At 55.7% G+C, this 16,199-nt stretch carries 12 protein-coding genes; all 12 read left to right on the top strand.

Going from position 1 to position 16,199, the window contains the following annotated elements:
- Nucleotides 1–40 precede the first annotated feature (40 nt).
- Entirely contained in the window at nucleotides 41–514 is a 474-nt protein-coding gene (bcp, locus tag NSQ46_RS26215) for a thioredoxin-dependent thiol peroxidase (protein ID WP_040740367.1), read from the top strand.
- A 183-nt stretch (nucleotides 515–697) separates the two neighbouring features.
- The gene (locus NSQ46_RS26210; protein ID WP_342575301.1) at nucleotides 698–2,038 is read left to right on the top strand and encodes a polysaccharide deacetylase; all 1,341 of its coding nucleotides are present in this window, start codon (nucleotides 698–700) and stop codon (nucleotides 2,036–2,038) included.
- A gap of 271 nt (nucleotides 2,039–2,309) precedes the next feature.
- Entirely contained in the window at nucleotides 2,310–2,768 is a 459-nt protein-coding gene (locus tag NSQ46_RS26205; protein ID WP_007133032.1) for a DUF1641 domain-containing protein, read from the top strand.
- 33 nt (nucleotides 2,769–2,801) lie between these two features.
- Nucleotides 2,802–3,980, top strand: coding sequence for an NAD(P)/FAD-dependent oxidoreductase (locus tag NSQ46_RS26200; RefSeq protein ID WP_144878063.1), 1,179 nt, complete (start codon nucleotides 2,802–2,804; stop codon nucleotides 3,978–3,980).
- Between the two features lie 548 nt (nucleotides 3,981–4,528).
- Nucleotides 4,529–6,304, top strand: a complete 1,776-nt coding sequence (locus NSQ46_RS26195; RefSeq protein ID WP_007133029.1) for a sensor histidine kinase — start codon at nucleotides 4,529–4,531, stop codon at nucleotides 6,302–6,304.
- A complete protein-coding gene (locus NSQ46_RS26190) occupies nucleotides 6,282–7,838 on the top strand; it encodes a response regulator (RefSeq protein WP_007133028.1) in 1,557 nt (518 codons plus the stop codon). Before NSQ46_RS26195 ends, NSQ46_RS26190 begins: the two co-directional genes overlap by 23 nt.
- A 154-nt stretch (nucleotides 7,839–7,992) precedes the next feature.
- The gene (locus NSQ46_RS26185) at nucleotides 7,993–9,312 is read left to right on the top strand and encodes a sugar ABC transporter substrate-binding protein (protein ID WP_007133027.1); all 1,320 of its coding nucleotides are present in this window, start codon (nucleotides 7,993–7,995) and stop codon (nucleotides 9,310–9,312) included.
- Between the two features lie 29 nt (nucleotides 9,313–9,341).
- Nucleotides 9,342–10,295 carry a sugar ABC transporter permease gene (locus tag NSQ46_RS26180; protein WP_007133026.1) on the top strand — a complete coding sequence of 318 codons (954 nt, stop codon included), beginning with the start codon at nucleotides 9,342–9,344 and terminating at the stop codon, nucleotides 10,293–10,295.
- Between the two features lie 29 nt (nucleotides 10,296–10,324).
- A complete protein-coding gene (locus NSQ46_RS26175) occupies nucleotides 10,325–11,158 on the top strand; it encodes a carbohydrate ABC transporter permease (RefSeq protein ID WP_007133025.1) in 834 nt (277 codons plus the stop codon).
- A 323-nt stretch (nucleotides 11,159–11,481) separates the two neighbouring features.
- Nucleotides 11,482–12,489: a MoxR family ATPase gene (locus tag NSQ46_RS26170; protein ID WP_085978431.1), complete on the top strand. Its 1,008-nt coding sequence runs from the start codon at nucleotides 11,482–11,484 to the stop codon at nucleotides 12,487–12,489.
- Nucleotides 12,486–13,793 (top strand): DUF58 domain-containing protein, encoded by a 1,308-nt coding sequence (locus NSQ46_RS26165; RefSeq protein WP_342575299.1) that lies wholly within the window; start codon nucleotides 12,486–12,488, stop codon nucleotides 13,791–13,793. The genes NSQ46_RS26170 and NSQ46_RS26165 overlap by 4 nt, the downstream gene beginning before the upstream one ends.
- Entirely contained in the window at nucleotides 13,768–16,140 is a 2,373-nt protein-coding gene (locus NSQ46_RS26160) for a transglutaminase-like domain-containing protein (RefSeq protein ID WP_342575297.1), read from the top strand. The genes NSQ46_RS26165 and NSQ46_RS26160 overlap by 26 nt, the downstream gene beginning before the upstream one ends.
- The last annotated feature ends 59 nt before the right edge of the window (nucleotides 16,141–16,199 follow it).

Below are 16,199 nucleotides of genomic sequence, written 5' to 3'. Positions count from 1 at the left end.
ATTTTACGGGTCTAAGGTCCCGTTCAGCAGGAGGAGCTTAATCGTGAAACCATCACATGTTGAAGTAGGGAGCCCGGTCCCTGATTTTACCCTCCCGGCTTCAAGCGGAGAGAATGTATCCTTGAGCGACTTTCGCGGACGCAAGGTCGTGCTGTTTTTTTATCCGAAAAATATGACGCCCACGTGCACTGAGGAGGCCTGCAGCTTCCGCGATCACTACGGCGCACTGAAGGAAGCGGGGGCGGTCGTCATCGGCATCAGTCCCGATCCGCTGAAATCCCATGCCAAATTTATCGATAAGCATAGCCTGCCCTATTTGCTTCTTGCTGATGAAGAGCATAAGGTAAGCGAGCTGTTCGGGGTGTGGCAGTTGAAGACGATGTTTGGCCGCGAGTACATGGGGATCGTGCGCTCCACCTTCCTGATCGACGAGAAGGGGAGGCTCGCCCGCGAATGGCGCAAGGTCAAGGTGAAGGGCCATGTGGAAGCGGTCCTCGAAGCTGTGCTGTCATAAGCTATATGAAGATTTGCCCCTCCGCATGCCTGGACAGGCTTGCCGCGAGGGGCTATTTTTGTTCACCCGTCCTTCTCTCGCAATTCTCGCTAAAATATATATCGGCTGATAGTCTTTTTTCGAAAATACCTCCATATAATCTAGCAGAAAGCCGAACTCATAGAAATGATGGAGGTAGAAATCATGAATATTGTAGCGAGAGTTGCATCCATTGCCTTGTTTTTTGGTGTGTTGGCGTTACTGATAACGGTCTGGGCCGGATTTCCCGAGGGAGAAACGAAACCGGACGATATGAAGGTATATATGGAGCAGGCGCTGCTGGCTCCGGCATCCGCCACGGGGGTTCAGACGAAGGCGCTGTTAGGCCAAAGCGGTGAAACGCAAATCAAGCAAGCGGTTTACACAGCGGCAGCAGGCAAGCAAGCCGCATCCGCTGCAGCAGCGCAAGCCCAGGTCCCGAAAGCTGACCCGAAAGCTGAGAAGAAGGTCTATCTTACCTTTGACGACGGTCCTTCGGATTTGACGCTGGAGGTGCTGGACATATTGCATAAGGAAGGCATTAAGGGAACGTTCTTTGTGCTTGGGGAGCAGGCTGAAGCCCGTCCGGAAATTATCAACCGCATATATGAGGAAGGACACACGATCGGCAATCATACATATGATCATCGTTATGACAAGCTTTACGGTCATTTTCAAGATTTCTGGGCGCAGATCAAGAAGACGGAGGAGCTGATCCGCTTGATTACAGGCGAACGTCCGCAGCTCGTCAGGGCGCCGGGCGGGACAGCCGGACACTTTGACCAGTCGTATTTCGACCTGATGGAGCAGGGGGGATATCGCGTATTCGATTGGAATGTCGACAGCGGGGATTCGAAACGCCGGGGGGTTCCGGCCAAGGATATCGTAAAAGGCGCAACGGCAAAGGTCAGCGGCAGCGAGGCGATCGTGCTGCTGCATGACAGCAAGGGCCATGAGGAGAGCGTGAAGGCATTGCCGGAGATCATCGGTTATTACAAAAAGCAGGGCTATGCGTTCGATGTGCTTACGCCGGAGATGCAGCCGGTCCAGTTCAAGGCGCAGCAAGGCGCGGTTAAGGCCTCGCAGCCTTCCCGGCAATGGATCAAGGATCATGTTCTGGCCAATGCCAAACTATTCGAAACGGGCCGAACGCTTGCGGTCGAGTTTGGGGCCATGGAGACTGCATTCGAGCCGGGCGAGTATAAAATGGAGGACGGGCGCTTGATGGTTCCTCTGCGCGCCTTGTCCGAGCGGCTCGGGGGGACGGTCTCCTGGAAGGCTCACAGCAAGACCGTCAGCGTGGCCCTCGGAGGGAAACGCTGGGAAGCGGACCCGCTGAGACGCTCGATAAGTCCGGCTGAAACTTGGGGGAGGCCGCTGCCGTCCGATGTGCGCCTGATCGGCGGCACGGCCTGGATTCCGCTCCGTGACGCCCTTGCTGCATCCGGGCACCCTGTTACAAGAGTGACATATGAAGATGGCGAGATTCGAGTCATAACTTTGTAGTCGGAATTTGTATTTTATGTTTGTAATTATGCTGCACAAGTTATAGACTAGTACTTAGAGATAATAATCACAATCCCTGAGAACGTTATTCGTAAAGGAGGGGGGAGCCATCCCCCTGCCTTTATTTTGGCGCGAGTGAGTCACCTTGAAGTTCACACTTTATGTCAGTGATGCATAATAGATACCGGTTATCCCGAAATTAAAGCTAACCGGTTCGATCGTCGCCAAGTTCATCTTGGGAGTTCACTTAAAGAAAAGGAGGCAATTCTCTATGACAGAAACATCTAACCCGCAACCGTCCGAAACGCCGGATAACGTTGCAGGAAACCAGGCCAGCCGTCCTGATGTGCTGCTCGAACAATTGCTAAAGCCTGAGGTACAGGAATCGCTGACTACGCTCGTGGATAACCTGCCTAAGCTTACGGAAATGCTCACATTCTTCACGAAGGCTTATGATTTCGGCAAGTCCGTAGCTACTGATCCGGTGCTGGCGGAAGACACCATGGCTTCTCTCGCTGGATTCACGAAGCCTGTTACCGACAAGGCAAAAGCAATTGCGTCTGCCGCAATCGAAGCCGGCGACCGTATTCATGCCCAGGGTGATCATGCGCAAATCGGCGTATTCGGTCTGATGAAAATGCTGAAGGATCCTCAAGTTCAAAAGGGTCTTCGCTATGCTCAGGCTTTTCTTGACGTTCTGAACGAGCGCGACCAACAGAACAAGCGTTAATTCCATATATCTTAAGAAGAACGGAGGATGGTCATGTCTAAACATATTTTAATTTTGGGCGGGGGCTACGGCGGCTTGCTGAGCGCACTTTCTGCGCGCGAGCATTTTGGCGTCAACGACGCTAAAATTACGCTGGTCAACCGTTTCCCAACTCACCAGATCATTACAGAACTGCATCGATTGGCAGCAGGCAACATCGCAGAGAAAGCAGTGGCCCTGCCGCTGGATAAATTGCTTCGCAACGCCAACGTGGATCTTCGCATTGGCAACGTCAAGGAGATCAAGCCGGATGAGCGCTCGGTATCCTTGGATGACGGCGGAAACTTTACTTATGATATTCTCGTTATCGCACTGGGCAGTGAAACTGCATTCTTCGGCATTCCGGGACTTCAAGAAAACAGCTTCATTCTGAAGTCGGTAAACGATGCGAATCGTCTGCGTGCCCATGTGGAATCCCGCATCGCGGAATATGCTAAAACGAAGAACAAGGCCGATGCAACGATCGTTGTCGGCGGCGGCGGCTTGACCGGCGTCGAGCTTGTCGGCGAGTATGCGGATATGCGCAGCGAGCTTGCACGCAAGCACGGGATCGATCCACAGGAAATTACTCTCTACTGCGTAGAAGCGGCTCCTTCCATTCTGCCAGGCTTTCCTGCAGAGCTGGTTGACCGTGCTACAACAAGCTTGCAGAAGCGCGGCGTGAACTTCCTCACCGGCTTGCCGATCACGAAGATGGACGGAACAACCGTTGAGCTGAAAGACGGCAGCACCATCGAAACAAGCACGCTGGTATGGACCGGCGGCGTACAGGGTAACTCCGTTGTAGCGAACTGCGGTATCGAAGTAAACCGCGGTCGTGCGGTCGTTAACGAGTACCTGCAATCCGCTTCCCATCCTGACGTGTATGTCGCTGGCGACAGCGCGGTTGTTATGGGACCGGAAGGCCGTCCATACCCGCCGACAGCGCAGCTGGCATGGCAGATGGGCGAGCTGATCGGCTACAACATCTTCGCGAATCTGAACGGCGGCGCACAAGCTTCCTTCGAGCCGGTATTCTCCGGTACGCTGGGCAGCTTGGGACGCAAGGATGCCATCGGAACTATCGGCGCGAACAAAACGCAATTGAAAGGTTTGCCTGCGACGTTGATGAAGGAAGCGAGCAACATGCGTTACCTCTCTCACATCAATGGATTGTTTACGCTGGCATACTAAGCCGAAGGCTTGCATGAATATGAATTTAAATCAAGAGATGGGCTCTGATATTGGGGTCCATCTCTTTTTTGCGTTTGCGGTGAGGGAAGGCAAAAAACATAAGAAGATGGACATAGGGACAATCTTTCTCAAACATATTACGATGAATACACTCCGGACGGACCTTACTTGAAGTTGAGGCTTCGCCGGGGGTCAGAAGGAGACCGGAGCGGGAAGAGGATGGGCGGAAAGGAAAGGGAAGCAGACAGCCGGAAGCGAACGCATGGGAGGTTGAGGTAGGGGAAGGGGAGCAGGAGCAGCCAGAAGCGAACGCGAGGAAGGAAAGGTAGGAAGGGAAGGGGAGCAGTAGCAGCCGGAAGCTAACGGACGCTGAAGGAAAGATTGGAAGGGAAGCAAGGAAAGGAGGGGCCGGAGGGAACCAACATAAGGTACAGATATGCCTGGAAGCTTGTCGACAGATGTACAAGAACACAAAAGCCTCTTAAGTTGAAAGCGCTGTCAAAAAAATGTAATTCATGTTCTGATCTGGTAGAGGAGGGAGTTTGCATATGCGGGGATACCGCCGTCTTCATTCAATCGTAACACAGCTGTTTTTGTTCTTTTTCATCGGTACGACATTGCCGGTTCTGATGATGGGCTTCCTATCCTTCCACAAGTCGGCATCCATCGTGGAGGAGCAGGTGGGCAAGGTGGCATCGCTGACGATTACCCAGGTCAGCGACAAGCTGAATATGTTCTTCAAGAAGCTGGACGATTCCTCGATGATGGTGCTGAACAGCAAAGTCGTCCACGGCATTTTGGAGGATCCGGATCTCAGCCAATATGACCTGAACCTCAAGGTTAAAGAGGGCAAGGATCTGCTGACCTCCATTATGATCAACTCGCCGGAAATCATCGACGTGTACGTCTTTGATATCAAGCGGAACAATTCCGTCCTCAGCGCCGACTCGCTGATGTCCATTCCGAGTCAATGGGAATCGGCGTGGTTTCAGTCGATTTTGGAGGCTCGCGGGCAAACGGTGTGGTTCGGTCTGTCCGACACCTCCTATCTGAAGCAGACAAGCATGGGGTTTCCGGTATTTGGGCTTGGAAGGGCGATCCGCAGCTGGGATACGGGGGAGATCGTCGGCGTCATGTTCTTCGAAATTATGGGGGATGTGCTTATTGACGAGCTGAACCACGTCCAGTTCGGGGATACGGGTTACATGTATGTCGCCAACGACGAGAACCGCTTCTTCTATCATCCAGATCCGGCCATGTACGGGAAGCGCTCCCCTGTGGAGCTGCCGACAGGGCCGACGGAATACGAGTGGAACGACAAGAAAACGCTGATGATCCCTTCCCGGCTGAATAACGGCTGGCATGTCGTAGGAATGGTTCCGCTTAAGGAGCTGACGGCCGATTCGGCCAGCATCCGCAGCTTTACCGTATGGATCGTGCTCGGCTCGATGCTGGCGGCCATCGGGATCGGATACTACATGACGCGGAAAATCGGCAATCCGCTCGTTCATTTAAGCCGGCTGATGCGCCGCAGCGAAGCCGGGGACTTGAGCGTCCGGTGCCGCAATGTCGGTCCAAGCGAGATCGGTCAGCTCGGCAGAAGCTTCAACAAGATGATCGAGCAGATTGACCTGTTGATCCAGCGGATTGCCGCAGAGGAATCGGAGAAGAAGAAAGCTGAAATCCGGGCTCTTCGCTATCAGATCAATCCGCATTTTCTATATAACACGCTGAACTCCATCCGGTGGATGGCCAAGCTGAACCGCACCAATGATGTCGACAAGGCCGTAGCGGCGCTCGTGCATCTTCTTGAAGGCAGCCTGGGGCGCAGCGGGGTATTTATACGCCTTGGCGATGAGCTGGAGCTTCTTCGCCAATATATGATCATCCAGAAATACCGCTATGACCATCCGATTGAGCTGGTCGTCGACTGTCCGGCTGGCATGGATGACGTGCAAATTCCCCGCATGCTGCTTCAGCCGATTGTGGAAAATGCGATTTTCCACGGGATTGCGCCCCTGGACGACAAGGGGGTCATCCGGGTTGTCATCCGGCGGCAGCAGGAGGATGCCATGATCCACATCGAGGACAACGGCATCGGAATCGAGCCGGAGAAGCTTGCCGGGCTGCTGGATTATGAGCGCAACCGCTCCAAGCAGGGAATGACCCACATCGGACTGTCGCATGTCCATCAAACCGTGAGGCTGTATTACGGCAGTCGTTACGGCTTGAACGTCGAGCGGAAGGAAGAGGGAGGCACGCGGGTGACCATCTTGATTCCGGCGAACGGAGGGGATATTCATGTACAAAGTGCTGCTCGTTGATGACGAAGCGATTGCCCGCACAGGGCTCCGGACCACTTTTGACTGGGAGGGATACGGCTATCGGTTGGTCGGGGAGGCATCGAACGGTCAAAAGGCTTTGAAGTGGATCGAGGCGGGAGAGGTCGACATTCTGATTACGGACATCGCGATGCCGGTCATGGACGGGCTTGAGCTTACCCGCCGGACAAGGCAGCTATGCCCATGGGTGAAAGTGCTGCTGCTCAGCTGCCACAGCGATTTTGAATACGTCCGGGAAGGCATTCGGCTCGGCGCGGCCGATTACATTCTGAAGCCGACGCTCGATTCAGCGTCGCTGAAGGATGTGCTGGAGCGGATGCGGCAGAAGCTGGAGGAAGAGAAGCGCCTTGAGCGTATCGTAACCGAGCATGAGCGGCAGCAGCGGGAACAGCGGAAACGGGCCGATGAGAAGACGCTGTATATGGCATTGCACGGGGAAGCTGCCGCCCTGGAGAACTTGGCCGGGTTCCGGAGTGACGGCCAATTCGTCGTGGCAGTCTGCCGACTGGACGGAGGGCCGAGATCAGACGGCTTCGGAGCAGCCCCGTTGGACGGAGAAGAAGAAATGGAACGATTCAAGAGCTGCTTATATGAGCAGCTGCCGGATGCGCTTGCGGTCCGAACGGGACCGGATTTACTGGCGGTCTGGGTGCCCGTTGACGGCATGGAGCGTTCAGAGGATCCTCGCTGCGATCATCTCCTCCGTCCGCTTGCCGCCTTCGCCACCATCGGGCTCAGCCGCCGGTATGCCGGGCCCCAGCGGCTCGCCGAGGCCTACGTAGAGGCGAGTGCAAGCCTGGAAGCCTCTTTCTTTTACCGGGAGGGGCGCATCTTTCACGCGGAGGATATTGGTGCCTTGGGCGACCGTGGCGGACCGGAGCAGGCAAAGCCCGAGCTGCAGGCCTTGAGGGCTGCGCTGGCCGTCGGAAACCTGCCGAGGTGCGAAGTGCTTCTGCAGTCGGTAATGGAGCGATGGATGCCGTCCCGAATGGGGAAGCAGGAGGTGCTCGTTGAAGCGGAGGAGCTTCTTGGCATGCTGTCCACGTACAGCCTGTCCGCCCTGCCGATTGTATCCCCGGCGTTTGAGCTAACCCGGCTTCGGTCTGTCGAAGAGGTGCGGAGCGTCATGCTGGACGCGTTTCAGGCGGTTCGGGACGAGCCGAATCGCGGTCCGTTTCCGGAAGCCACGCTTCACGAGCGGATCGTCCTTCAGGCCATTTCCTATATTAACGCCCATTACACGGAGCCGATCTCCCTTCAGGAGGTCGCCGATGAAGTCGCCGTAAGCCGGAATTACTTCAGCGAGCTGTTCAAACGGGTGACGGGGAGCAATTTTATCGACTACGTGATCGATCTTCGGGTAAAGCGTGCCAAAGAGCTGCTGGCTGCAACCTCGCTCAGGGTGTATGAGGTGGCGGAGCTTTCAGGATTTAACGATGTGAAGTATTTCAGCAAGCTGTTCAAGAAGCTGGTCGGGATGACGCCGGCCGAGTATCAGGGATTGAACCGCAAATGACAAGGCGGCAGCAGGTTTCTTGCAGGATCGGAAAAGAAGCCACTTATTCGGAACATAATCCGTTCCAAAGCTTTTTGCCAAAATTTTATAATTAAAGCGTTTACAAGAGTCTTTTCAGGTTAGTCCAAATCGGTCGGAAACGGAGGAAATGAAAATGACAAGAACGCGTAAAAGAGGGGCATTGCTTGCTGTCATTCTAGTGCTGTCCATGCTGCTTCAAGCATGCGGTGGCGGTGAATCGGATGGGGGCGGCTCGGCAAGCGGCGAGAAGGTCAAGATCAAATGGGCGACATGGGGCAACCCCGGGGAGCTCACCCGATTTCAGGAGATGACGAAGGACTTCAACAAGCGGCATCCGGAGATCGAAGTGGAGTTTATTCCGATTCCCGGCGAGTATGACCAGAAGATTTTGACGCAGCTGACAGGCGGAACGGCTCCGGATATTTTCTATGCCGGCGACGGCCTGATCGTTAAGCTGATCGAAAACCAGAGCATCGAGAACCTGACCCCGTATATGGAGGCTCCGGACAGCCTCATCAAGAAAGAGGACTACTTCGAAGGACTATGGGGGGCGGCGGTCCGGGACGGACAGACGTACGGGGTTCCGGTGGATTGCAACCCGATGGTGCTTTGGTACAACAAGAAAGTACTCAAAGAAGCGGGAATTACCGAGATGCCGGCGGAGCTGCAGGCAAGCGGGCAATGGACCTGGGACAAGTTCAAGGAGATGACCGATAAGATCCGGGCGAGCAATAAGTACGGCTACGTGCTGGATAACTCCTGGAACAGCTACCACAGCTGGGTTACCTCCAACGGCGGCCGGGTGTATGACGAGAACGGAAATTTCGTCGCGGCCGACGATCCGAAGGCGAAGGAAGCGTTCCAGTTCCTGTATGACAACGTAAAGTCGAAGAATATCACGTTCTCCGGCACGCTGCCGAAAGGACAGGGCGGGGATGCGATGTTCATGTCCAATCAAGTAGGCTTCGTGGGTGCCGGGCGCTGGTATCTCCCATTGTTCAAGAAAAATGAGAGCCTTGAATACGACGTCGTTACCTGGCCGACCAATACGGGCAACAAAATCGAGCCGGCCGGCATTCCTACGGCATACCTGGTGATGAATAAAGCCTCGAAGAATAAAGAGGCCGCGTATACGTTCTTCTCCGAATATTTGAATAAAGACGGCCAGCGTTTCCGCCTGCAGGGCGGCGGCAATGCGGTTCCGTCCGTCGCAGGCACCGATGAAGTCGTGCTCGAGGGCAATCTGCCGGAGCATGCCCAGCTGTTCCTCGACGCGCGCGAGGTCGGTTATGCGCTGACGCCGTTCGAGGCCGGCATCCCTGGGCTGAGCCAAGATATTACTTCGAAGTTCGAAGCGTTATGGCTGAAGAATCAGGAGCTTGATAGCTCGCTTAAGGATATACAGACCATGGCCAACCAGAAGATCCAGGATTACAAGAACAGCAAAAAATAATCCAGCTCTGAGAGGAAGGGTGAGTAGACATGAACGTGCAGCCTGCAGGAAGCCCGGGAGCCGCCCCTTCTCCGGAGCGGCTCCCGGAGAGAAGGGGCTCTTCCCTGAGCAGCAAAACATCCGAAGGATTGTGGGGCTATTTATTCATCTTCCCGCAACTGCTAGGACTGGTCGCTTTTTCATTAATTCCGCTCGTCTCGGCCTTCGTGATCAGCATGATGAATTGGGACGGGATGGGGACGAAGCAGTTCGTCGGCTTTCAGAACTTCATCGGCCAGCTTCGGGACGAGGAGTTTCGCATCGCGCTCGTCAATACGGTGTACTACACCATTCTGTCCGTGCCGACAGGGATCGTGCTGGCGATGCTCGTAGCCGTGGGCTTGAATCGGGTTCGCGGAAAAATCCTTTACCGGCTGATCTATTTCATGCCGAACATCACGATGTCGGTAGCGGTCGCCGTCGTATTCATGTGGCTGTTCAACGCCGACTTCGGGCTGATCAACATGTATCTGAAGCAGTGGTTCGGCATCACGGGGCCGTCATGGCTGACCGATTCGAGATACGTCATGCCTTCGATCGCCATGCTAAGCGTGTGGATGGGGCTTGGAGGCAACATGGTGCTGTTCCTGGCCGGGCTACAGGGTATCTCTAGAAGCTATTATGAAGCGGCTGAAATCGACGGGGCCGGCAAATGGCAGCAGCTCATCCACATTACGATTCCGCTGCTGTCGCCGACCACCTTTTTCGTGACCATTATGTCGATTATCGGCTCCTTCCAGGTGTTCGACCAATCCTTCGTCATGACGTCCGGCGGTCCGGCGAAAGCCAGCTATACCCTTGTCTATCACATTTATGAAACGGCCTTTGCGGACTTCACCTTCGGCAAGAGCACGGCGGCGGCGGTCATCCTGTTCTTGATGATTCTGTCCCTGACCCTGTTCCAGATGAAGATGTCTAGGCGCTGGGTTCATTACGAGGATTAATGGACGCAAGAGGAAGGAGGAGAAGCTACATGCCGTACCGAGGATTGCGGGCGTCGACCGTCCTGCTGCACACCGTCCTGATCATCGGCGCCTGCATCATGGCCTTGCCGTTCGTATGGATGGTGCTCAGCTCGCTCAAGGATTTATCCCAGGTGTTCGTCGTGCCGCCCAAATGGATTCCGGACCCGTTCGTCTGGTCCAACTACAAGGACTCCCTGACGGCGCTGCCCTTCGGGAGAGCTTATCTGAACAGCTTTTATATCAACGTCATCGTGGTGGTATCGCAGCTCGTAACCTGTTCGATGGCCGCCTATGCTTTTGCCAAAATATCGTTTCCGTTCCGGGAGCCGCTGTTTATCCTGTTCCTGGCCACGATGATGGTGCCGGGGCAAGTCACGATCATCCCCCTGTACCTCATCATGAAAAATATCGGTTGGCTGGATACGCATCTGGCAATCATCGTTCCCTCCGCCCTGCTCAACGCCTTCGGCGTGTTTCTGCTCAGGCAGTTCTTCAGAGGCATACCGAAGGAGATGGAGGAGGCGGCCATCGTGGATGGTGCGAACCGGTGGACCATCTATGCGCGAATCATGCTGCCGCTTATTAAGCCGGCCTTGTCGGCGCTTGGAATCTTCACCTTTCTCGGGATGTGGAACAATTTCTTCAACCCGCTGATTTTTCTCAGCAGCACGGACAAATTTACCGTGCCGATGATGCTGAACCTGTACCGGGGCATGTATTCCACGGACTGGACGCTGATGATGGCGGGTGCTTCCATCGCGCTGATTCCAGTATTGATCGTATATATCATCGGACAGAAATATATCATCGAAGGCGTGACCCTGTCTGGAATTAAGGGGTAGATTACAGGAAGGGGTTCATAAAGGAAACGAACGCACGAGCCGGAGCAGGCCCGTAAGAGGAAGCGATAGCCGCTTTCTTCTTGCGGGCTTTCTTCTGTCCGCTATCCACAAAATAAAGCCGAGCTATGCTCCGATGCTGATGCACTATCGATGCTTCTCATAGCGGCAGACCGGATTTGAACCTTACGGAATTTCCTGCTTCCACCGCTATTCGCCTCATTGCCGATGTCTATCTTGGAGTCATCTTGGAAAACCTATTCATAGATTCATAACTAAGGCTATCAACTATGTTTTGTTCTATGAATATGGAAGGTTGGAGGGTGATGTTCTTGTTGCGTTCATCCATGATGGAAGAGGAGCGAATGGATCCCGAGTGGGCTCCGGACCTGCTCGGTAAAGTTAGAAGCCGGATCGGCAGCGTCATTGTCGGGCATGAGGAACAGATTTCGCTCACTATGATCGCACTGCTGGCCGGTGGGCATGTGCTGCTGGAGGATGTTCCGGGCGTTGGGAAGACGATGCTGGTCAAAACGGTGGCCGCGTTGATCGGCTGCGATTTCAATCGGATTCAGTTTACGTACGATTTGATGCCGGGGGATATTACCGGTGCCTCCGTTTATTATCCGCATTCGGGAGAGTTTGTCTTTCGCCCCGGACCTCTCATGGCGAACATCGTGTTAGCCGATGAAATTAACCGGGCATCGCCCAGGGCGCAGTCTGCGCTGCTGGAAGCGATGGAGGAGGGCAGGGTCACCGTCGACGGCCGGACTTACCCGCTGCCCGCCCCATTCTTCCTGCTTGCAACCCAAAATCCCTATGAATATGAGGGGACGAGCCGGCTGCCGGAAGCCCAGCTCGACCGCTTCCTCATGAGAATGTCGCTGGGCTATCCCGATATGGAAGGTGAGATGGTGCTGCTGGATCGGAGGAGCAGCAGCGCCATGGCGGATAAATTGAAGCCATTAATGGCAGGCTCCGAGCTGATGGCGATGCAGCAGGCGGCGGCGCGGGTGTTCGTTGATGAGAGCATCAAACGCTACATGGTCAGCGTCGCTGATGCATCCCGCCGGCAGCGGGGAGTGGCGCTTGGCATCAGCCCGCGGGGCACCTTGGCCTGGTACCGGGCGTCCCAAGCATCAGCCTATATGGATGGGAGAATGTACGTCATTCCGGATGACTGCCTTCGCGTTGCCGTCCCGGTGCTTGCCCACCGGATTCATATGAATCATGAAGGACGGGCTGCGGGACTGACTCAGCAGGAGATGGTGAACGCCATCCTTGCCCAGTTCGAGCTCCCGCGCCAGCGCAGCCGGAAAGGCGGCTCGCGGTGAAGCGGGAGCTGGCGGATTGGATGAGAGCTTTGGCCATATGGCTCGTAGCGCTGGGTCTTTATGTGTGGCTGGGGGGCGAAGCTCTCCGGCTGCTGTGGCTCGCGTGCACGCTGGTTCTGATCGGAGGGGCCGCGCTCAGGCTGCTCGGACCGTCCCGGATTACCGTTAGCCGGACATGTACTCCGGCATACATCTATAGGGGAGACTCCGCTCATGTCACAGTTCGGATTGATTATAAAACCGTGCTGCCCGTGCCTTGGATGATGGTTCAGGATACGATCGGAGGCTGCTCGCATCGGAAACTGCTGTTTCCCGGATTACGCAAAAATCTCACTTACAGCTATCAGCTTGACCGGCTTCCCCGCGGCATCTGGACGGAGGCCTCCAGCGAAATTGCTTGGGGGGACCTGTTCGGATGGTTCCGGTTCAGCCGTCAGCTTGCCGGTGAAATGACCGGGATCTCCGTTCTTCCCCGGCCGGCGGTTGGCCCTGAGCTTCAAGCTGTCCCCCGCGGCGGGTCAGCCGATCGGGAGGATGAACGGACCTTCGCGAAGAGGCGGACGGACATTCGGGGCAGCGGCCTGCGGGATTATATTCCCGGGGATCCGATGAACCGGATTCACTGGAAAAATTCCGCCAAGCTGGGGCGTCTGCAATCGTTCCTGCCGCAGGAAGGGAGCGGCATCCGCCAATGTATCGTGTTGGATACGAAGCGCCAAGGTGTTTTTGGAAGAGAGGGAGGCACGTACGAGGAGGCCTTCGAGGATACGGTTGCTGTCGCAGCCGGGTTCCTCTGTCAGCTTCATGACCGCCGAGTACCTTACAAGCTATGGACAAGCGCGTACCAATCCCTGACGCCTGTGTCCGAATATAGAGGCGATAACGCTGCGCAAAGGCGGGATATCCTCCTTCCGCTGGCATCTGTCCGGATATCGGGCGGGGTGGAAGCGGCTGATCCTTATGAGGAATACGCGCGGATGTCGACGGATGTATTGGAGAGGGATACGGCTTGGACGATCATAACCGGGGCCATGAATGAGCAAGCGGCCCTGCTTGGAATCAAACTGCTGAATAGCGGTGTTCGGGACGTTACGATATGCTGCTTGCGCAGCGGGCAGCAGCGGACAGCCATCCGCATTTCCGGGGATGGCGGGCATCCGATTCGTTCGACGGGACAGGAGCGGGCCGAGGAATTTTACCGCCTGGGAGGAAGGCTGGTTATTGCAGGCGGAATACCGGAAGCTCCGGCAGATGGATCGCTGAAGGGAGGGAATGGGAATGGATCCGGTCAGCTTGCACGATAAGGCGGAAGAACGCGTTCGGCCCGGGAGCCATCCCGCCGGGCATTTCCGTTCTTCCCTCGTTTCCAGAACGTTTCCCGGGACCCTGCTTCAGCGTGCGCTCATTACCCTGCCGGTAGCAGGACTGCTGTCGGAGTGGCTGCTCCCGCTCCAGGCCGTTAACGGGGCGGGCGGGGACCTGATTCTGCAAGCACTGGCTCTTCTTGCGGCGATTCTTCTCCTTCAAGGCCTGTCCGCCTGGCGTGAATGGGTGTGGCTGCCGCTGAACGCTTTGCTGGTCATTTGGCTGTGTGCCCAATTGTTTAACTACGCCAATCCGCTGGAATGGCTGCACGAATATGCTTCGGTCATCCTTCCAGGGGACGCGGAGGCCGTCATAAACACGCGGGCGTTTACCGGGCTCAGCGAGGAGAGCAGAACGATGGTTCTCTTGATCGGCTGGGGCATCATGGTATCGGCCATTCATATGCTGTCCCTTTACCGCCTGTCCGTCTGGCTGTTCGGAGGCTCGACGCTGGTTTATTTGGCCGTGCTTGCCTCCGTGTCGGAGCGAAGCTTGTATTCCGACATGGGGCTGGCTATGCTCTACCTTCTGATGGCTCAAGGGCTGATGCATATTGTGAGGCTGGGCCGGGAAGCCTCAGATGATGAAGCAAACCGGAGACGAGCTGTTCATTCTGATGGAGATGCAAACCAGAGACGAACTGTTCATTCGGGTACTTGTACAAACCTGAGGCCATCTGGTCAGTATGCGTCTCTGCCCATGCTGCGCTGGAGCATGGCCGTGATCGTGACGGCCGTACTGGCAATCGGGGCAGCCCGTCTTGGCGGATCCTTCAACGAGCCTTATGAAGGCGCAGGCTTGACGTTAACGGATCTCGCTGAGCGGATCTCGGGCATAGGGGAGCACGTCCGGGAGGCGGCGGAGGATGCACTGCCTGCCGCGCGAATGATCGGATACTCACCTGTGATGGGCGATTTGGGAGGTCCGCTATCGATGAGCGATGAGGTGTTCTTCACGGCGAAGTCTCCGATTCCGACCTATTGGCGGGGCGAAGCCTATAGCTTGTACGACGGCCGGAAATGGGACCAGGATCGCGCCATCCGAACGACTGCTAAGCTGAGGGACAATTTAAGGGACAAGCTCCCCTTCTGGGAGCGGTCAGAAGGACGAACACTGGTGCAGACCCTGCAGTTTGAGGAGCCTTCCCAGGTGAAGCCGCTGCTGGCCGGAGGAATTATTTCCCGGGTATCTGATGTACAAACTGCCGGAGGGAAGCGGGAGCCGGGGCTCTCTGTGGAGCGGATGTCCGAGACCGTCTCCATGCAAGGGGAGGCTGCACTATCCCGCTATACCGTGGAATCCCTATATATCCAGCCGGATATGCAAGGTCTTCGTGCTTCAGCCGGCAAAGATCCGTCGTATATGAAAGAGCTGTATCTGCAGCTCCCTGATTCACTCCCCGGCAGGGTCCGTGATTTGGCGAAGACGGTTACGTCGGATGCTTCGAACAGGTATGAAATGGTCAAGGCTATCGAATCCTATTTGGAGCGGAACTATACGTATACGCTGCAGACGGCCATCCCCCCGGAGGGCAGCGACTTTACCGATCAGTTTCTGTTTGAGTCGAGAGAAGGGTACTGCGCGCATTTTGCAACGGCGATGACCGTCATGCTGCGAAGCGAAGGAATCCCCGCCCGTTACGTGACCGGATTTGCGCCGGGTGAACCGGTGGAGGGGAAGGAGCATACGTACCGCGTTGCCGAAAAGAACGCCCATGCCTGGGTGGAGGTATTTTTCCCCGGAACGGGCTGGGTGATGTTCGACCCTACCCCTGGATTCGGCACCGAGCCTTCCACGCCTCCAGCGACATCGGACGAGATTACGGCTTCGCATCTGCCGTGGTCCGGCTTATGGGATCGTATGCTGGATGCCGCCGCCAACGTGCTGATGCTGATCTCTACCCTTGGGCCTGTTTCTTTTGGAGCAGGGCTTTTGATCCTCGTTCCGACGGCTGCGGCAGCGATCTACTGCATTCCGTCCATTCGGGAGAGGCTTTTCTTCCTGATGCTGTCAAGCCGGATCGCGGTCTCTCCAAGGGAAGGGCTTGTCTCTGCCTCGGCTCCCGTATGGGAGAAAATCCAGCGCAGGTTCGGAGCGTTCGAGAGGGGCCAGACTGTCCGTCAATATATTTCGTCGTTATCGGTTACGGATGAGGCTTTCCGGCTTGAATTAATGCAGTTTGCCTGGCGCTGGGAGAGGGCGGCTTTTCAAAATGAACCGTGGACCCGGACGGAAAAGGTACACTTTTTACGCCAGTGTCTTCGAATTGTCAAAAAACTGGCATGAAAACGAAGGGGCCTCTTTCTTGACGGTATGAATTCGGGTTGCGTATAATTAATTTCATT

The sequence above is a fragment of the Paenibacillus sp. FSL M8-0142 genome (genome assembly GCF_038597315.1).
GTDB lineage: Bacteria > Bacillota > Bacilli > Paenibacillales > Paenibacillaceae > Paenibacillus_AQ > Paenibacillus_AQ lactis.
This window is presented reverse-complemented; position numbering and strand designations above follow the sequence as displayed.

Bases quoted from the DNA above. Each gene is read 5' to 3' on its own strand.
- NSQ46_RS26210 (WP_342575301.1), top strand. From the start codon at position 698: ATGAATATTGTAGCGAGAGTTGCATCCATTGCCTTGTTTTTTGGTGTG.
- NSQ46_RS26205 (WP_007133032.1), top strand. From the start codon at position 2,310: ATGACAGAAACATCTAACCCGCAACCGTCCGAAACGCCGGATAACGTT.
- NSQ46_RS26200 (WP_144878063.1), top strand. From the start codon at position 2,802: ATGTCTAAACATATTTTAATTTTGGGCGGGGGCTACGGCGGCTTGCTG.
- NSQ46_RS26195 (WP_007133029.1), top strand. From the start codon at position 4,529: ATGCGGGGATACCGCCGTCTTCATTCAATCGTAACACAGCTGTTTTTG.
- NSQ46_RS26190 (WP_007133028.1), top strand. From the start codon at position 6,282: ATGTACAAAGTGCTGCTCGTTGATGACGAAGCGATTGCCCGCACAGGG.
- NSQ46_RS26185 (WP_007133027.1), top strand. From the start codon at position 7,993: ATGACAAGAACGCGTAAAAGAGGGGCATTGCTTGCTGTCATTCTAGTG.
- NSQ46_RS26180 (WP_007133026.1), top strand. From the start codon at position 9,342: ATGAACGTGCAGCCTGCAGGAAGCCCGGGAGCCGCCCCTTCTCCGGAG.
- NSQ46_RS26175 (WP_007133025.1), top strand. From the start codon at position 10,325: ATGCCGTACCGAGGATTGCGGGCGTCGACCGTCCTGCTGCACACCGTC.
- NSQ46_RS26170 (WP_085978431.1), top strand. From the start codon at position 11,482: ATGTTCTTGTTGCGTTCATCCATGATGGAAGAGGAGCGAATGGATCCC.
- NSQ46_RS26160 (WP_342575297.1), top strand. From the start codon at position 13,768: ATGGATCCGGTCAGCTTGCACGATAAGGCGGAAGAACGCGTTCGGCCC.